At 65.9% G+C, this 3405-nt stretch carries 7 protein-coding genes; 5 read left to right on the top strand and 2 right to left on the bottom strand.

The window, feature by feature from the left end:
• Positions 1–2: 2 nt before the first annotated feature.
• Together NTX40_11205 and NTX40_11200 are read right to left on the bottom strand one after the other, a co-directional pair.
• Positions 3–410 (bottom strand): type II toxin-antitoxin system VapC family toxin, encoded by a 408-nt coding sequence (locus NTX40_11205; protein MCX5649641.1) that lies wholly within the window; start codon positions 408–410, stop codon positions 3–5.
• On the bottom strand, positions 410–613 hold the full coding sequence (locus NTX40_11200) for an AbrB/MazE/SpoVT family DNA-binding domain-containing protein (GenBank protein MCX5649640.1): 204 nt from the start codon (positions 611–613) through the stop codon (positions 410–412). Before NTX40_11200 ends, NTX40_11205 begins: the two co-directional genes overlap by 1 nt.
• Positions 614–800: 187 nt before the next feature.
• On the opposite strand from NTX40_11200, the gene NTX40_11195 reads away from it, so the two are divergent.
• From NTX40_11195 to NTX40_11175, 5 genes are all read left to right on the top strand, one after another.
• Positions 801–959: a hypothetical protein gene (locus NTX40_11195; GenBank protein ID MCX5649639.1), complete on the top strand. Its 159-nt coding sequence runs from the start codon at positions 801–803 to the stop codon at positions 957–959.
• Positions 960–973: 14 nt separating this feature from the next.
• The gene (locus NTX40_11190; GenBank protein MCX5649638.1) at positions 974–1153 is read left to right on the top strand and encodes a hypothetical protein; all 180 of its coding nucleotides are present in this window, start codon (positions 974–976) and stop codon (positions 1151–1153) included.
• A 9-nt stretch (positions 1154–1162) separates the two neighbouring features.
• Positions 1163–1936 (top strand): hypothetical protein, encoded by a 774-nt coding sequence (locus NTX40_11185; protein ID MCX5649637.1) that lies wholly within the window; start codon positions 1163–1165, stop codon positions 1934–1936.
• Positions 1937–1985: 49 nt separating this feature from the next.
• Positions 1986–2972: an ATP phosphoribosyltransferase gene (hisG, locus tag NTX40_11180; protein MCX5649636.1), complete on the top strand. Its 987-nt coding sequence runs from the start codon at positions 1986–1988 to the stop codon at positions 2970–2972.
• Positions 2973–3111: 139 nt separating this feature from the next.
• Positions 3112–3405, top strand: a 294-nt coding sequence (locus NTX40_11175) for a hypothetical protein (GenBank protein ID MCX5649635.1), incomplete at its 3' end; no start/stop codon positions are given.

Here is a 3405-nt window from a genome sequence, read left to right as displayed (position 1 = left end):
GGCTATTCGGGCGAGAGCAGCCGCAACCTGGGGAAATAGGTCCTATAGCGCGAGGCATCCCGCGTCAGGAGCGCCATCTTCTCCACGGCCGCATGCGCGCCGATGAAGAAGTCCGGCAAAGTGGACTGCCTCAGTCCGCCGCTCTCGCGGTACTTCAGAAAACACTTGCCCGCCAGGAACGCCGCCTCCAAGGGGATGGGCCGACGCTCGACTGTTCTTTCGGGCAGGGCCGCATCGAGGTCTTCGATGCGGTCGAAGCCGATGGAGACCTCGGCGTAGATGATCGGGTTGATGACCAGGATATGGTTCTCGGCGCACTCCTGGAGCGATCGGCTGGACCACTCGAACCACGCGGGGTCCTCCGTCAGCACATCCAAGAGGACGTTGGCGTCCACCATCATCTCGGCCATCACTCGCCCCGCGTCAAGGCCATGATCTCGTTGGTGGACAGGCGTTTGGTCGCCCGACCGCGCATCGTGGCAATGAGTCTCGTGCCCCGCCGTCGCCCTTTGGCAGACTTTCTGAGGATTACGTTCTTGCCGCTGACGACGAATTCCACGTCCGTGTTGGGCAAGAGGCCGGCTTTCCGGCGGATGCTGATGGGGATGGTCACGCTATGTGTACCCCAAGAAATCTTACTTCACGCGGTAGGAATGTCAAGGAGAAAAGCATCCTGCCCGGCGGGGGCGGCAAGGCGATGCGGGGATGGCAGACAAGGCGGACCAAGAACGCAGGTTCGGCGGTTGCCAACGCCGCGGCGGCGGATATAATCGTATCCGAAGATCCCAAGGGGCTCCAGGATGGCCAAACCGACGGGAACCAGCCGACGAAGCCAACGCGTCGCCAGCATGATCCGCCAGATCGTCTCCGAGACGCTCGTCGGGGAACTGAGCGACCCCCGCATCGGCCTGGTGACGGTCACCGACGTCACCCTCTCCGCCGACCTGCGCCTCGCGTGAGCGACGGCCTCAAAATGAAGTTCTGCCCCATGCTGCGGTTCCACCTGGACAGTTCCGTCAAGCGGAGCGTTTCCCTGAGCCGGCTGATCGCCGAGGCCCGCGCCGAAGACGAGGCCGCCCGCGCCGACCGCATCCGGCGCGGCATCGAGCCGCCCGATCCCGCCGACCCCGCCGACGCCGACTCGGACCCATGAGGTGATGACATGACCACGTTTTCCGAAAAGGCCCGACGCCTCGACAGGGCGCGCCTGCACCTGAAGCGCCGCTACGGCGACGCGCCGAAGTTGATGCTCACCCACCCGGTCGAGCACGTCCTCCGCGCGATCCTCTCCGAGGAAGCGACCGCTTCCCAGGTCGAACAGGCCATGCGCCGACTCCGCGAGCAGTTCGTGGATTGGAACGACCTGCGCGTCAGCCGCCCCCGGGAAATCCGCGAGACGCTCGGCGCCGATTTTCCCCGCGCGGCGGAGAAAGCCCGCGTCATCCCGCGGCTGCTGGACCAGGTCTTCAAACACCACAACAGCATGGTCTGGGACTTCATGGAGGCGATGGGGAAAGTGGCGACGCGCGCGTTCTTCGGGTCGCTCGAAGAGGTCCGCCCCTTCCTGGCCGCCACCATCGCTCGCGACTGCGCGGGCGCCCACGCCTTCCCCGTCGATCGCGATATCGCGCGCGTCCTGGGGCGCCTCGGCATCCTGGACCCCGAAGCCGAGTCCGAAACCCAGATGCAGGCGTTCCTCGAGCGGGCCGTCAAAAGCCCCCGCGCCTACGAGACCCACTACCTCGTCAAACGCCTCGCCGAGGACCTCTGCCTCCCCGAGACGCCGGTGTGCAGCCAATGTCCCCTGAGCAGGAAGTGCCCCTCGGCCGTATTGGAGCCGAGAAGGAGACGCGCCGGCCGGAAACGCCCGGCCCAGGCGAAGAAAAAGCGCGCCGCCCGCAAGCCCATCGCCTCGAGCCGGCGCCGGGAAAAATAGCGGCCTGCGAGCGGCCGACGCCGCCCTTCTAGCCGCGGAAAGGATTCCCATGACCACCACCGAAAACATCCTGAAACTCGGCCTGCCCAAGGGCAGCCTCGAAAAAGCCACCCTCGACCTGATGGCCCGCGCGGGCTTCGACATCCGGGTCTCCGACCGATCCTACCTGCCGCAAATCGACGACCCCGAAATCCGGGTCGTCATGCTTCGCGCGCAGGAGATGAGCCGATACGTCGAACTCGGGGCTCTGGACGCCGGACTCACGGGCCAGGACTGGATCGCGGAGAACGGCTCCGACGTCCACGTCGTGGCGGACCTGATCTACGCCAAGGCCAGCCTGTCGAGAGTCCGCTGGGTCCTGGCTGTGCCCGAAGAGAGCAACGTCAAGAAGCCGGGGGACCTCAAAAATAAGACCGTGGCCACGGAACTCGTCAACGTCACCAAGCGTTACTTCCGGGATCGCGGGGTCAAGGTCCACGTGGAGTTCTCGTACGGCGCCACCGAGATCAAACCGGGCCTGTCCGAAGCGGTGGAACAACTCCTCTCGAGCGACGAGCCCGGCGACCGGATGGCTGATAAACTGCTGTCTGACTCCGATGCCAGTCAGGAGGTCAAGGCCGGGTTCGTGGACGCCATCGTCGACGTGACCGAGACGGGGTCGAGCCTCCGCGCCAACCGGCTGCGCATCGTGGACACCATCATGGAATCGAACACCCAATTGATCGCCAACAAGGCGGCCTGGCAGGACGGGTGGAAACGCGCCAAGATCGAGAACCTGGCGCTCCTACTCCAGGGGGCGATCAACGCCAGAGAACTGGTCGGACTCAAAATGAATGTCCCGAAGAAGGCCCTCGACCGCATCGTCCGCCTCCTGCCCGCCGAAAAGAGCCCCACCGTCTCGCAACTGGCCGACCCCGATTGGGTGGCCCTCGAGGTCATCCTCCCCGGCAGCGAGGAACGCCGGCTCCTGCCCGAGTTGAAACGGGCCGGCGCCACGGGTATCATTGTATACCCGCTCAGCAAGGTGATTCACTGACAGACAAGTGCCTGAGTGACTGAGAAACCGAGACGGGTGAGACTCGGCGGGCGAGTGCGACGCGCCTGGTTCGCCGGCCCGCTTGCGGGCCGCGTGCTGGCGACTTGGGACTTTGGACCGCGGTTCTGAAGAGAAACGGATGCGGCGATCTTCAATCGTAGCGATGGGGTTGGGCGTGGTGCTAGCCGTGAGCGGCCCGAGCGGCGCAGGCGGGGCGGCGGACGGGACCCCAGGACGCTCCTGCGCGCCCGAACCCCTCGAGGTCGCCCCGAGCGCCGACCCCCTGGGCGAGGCGCTCCGGTATTACGCCCGCGGCCGGACTCACATGGACGAGGGCGAGCACGCCCTGGCGGCCGGCGACCTCCGGAAAGCCGCGCTCCTCGCCCCGAACGTCCTCCGCATCCGCCAGTTCCTCGGCGCCGCGATTTATGAA

The organism is Planctomycetota bacterium, assembly GCA_026387035.1.
Classification (GTDB): domain Bacteria; phylum Planctomycetota; class Phycisphaerae; order FEN-1346; family FEN-1346; genus JAPLMM01.
Note: the sequence above shows the minus strand (reverse complement) of the source record. Positions and strands in the feature narration are given on the sequence as shown.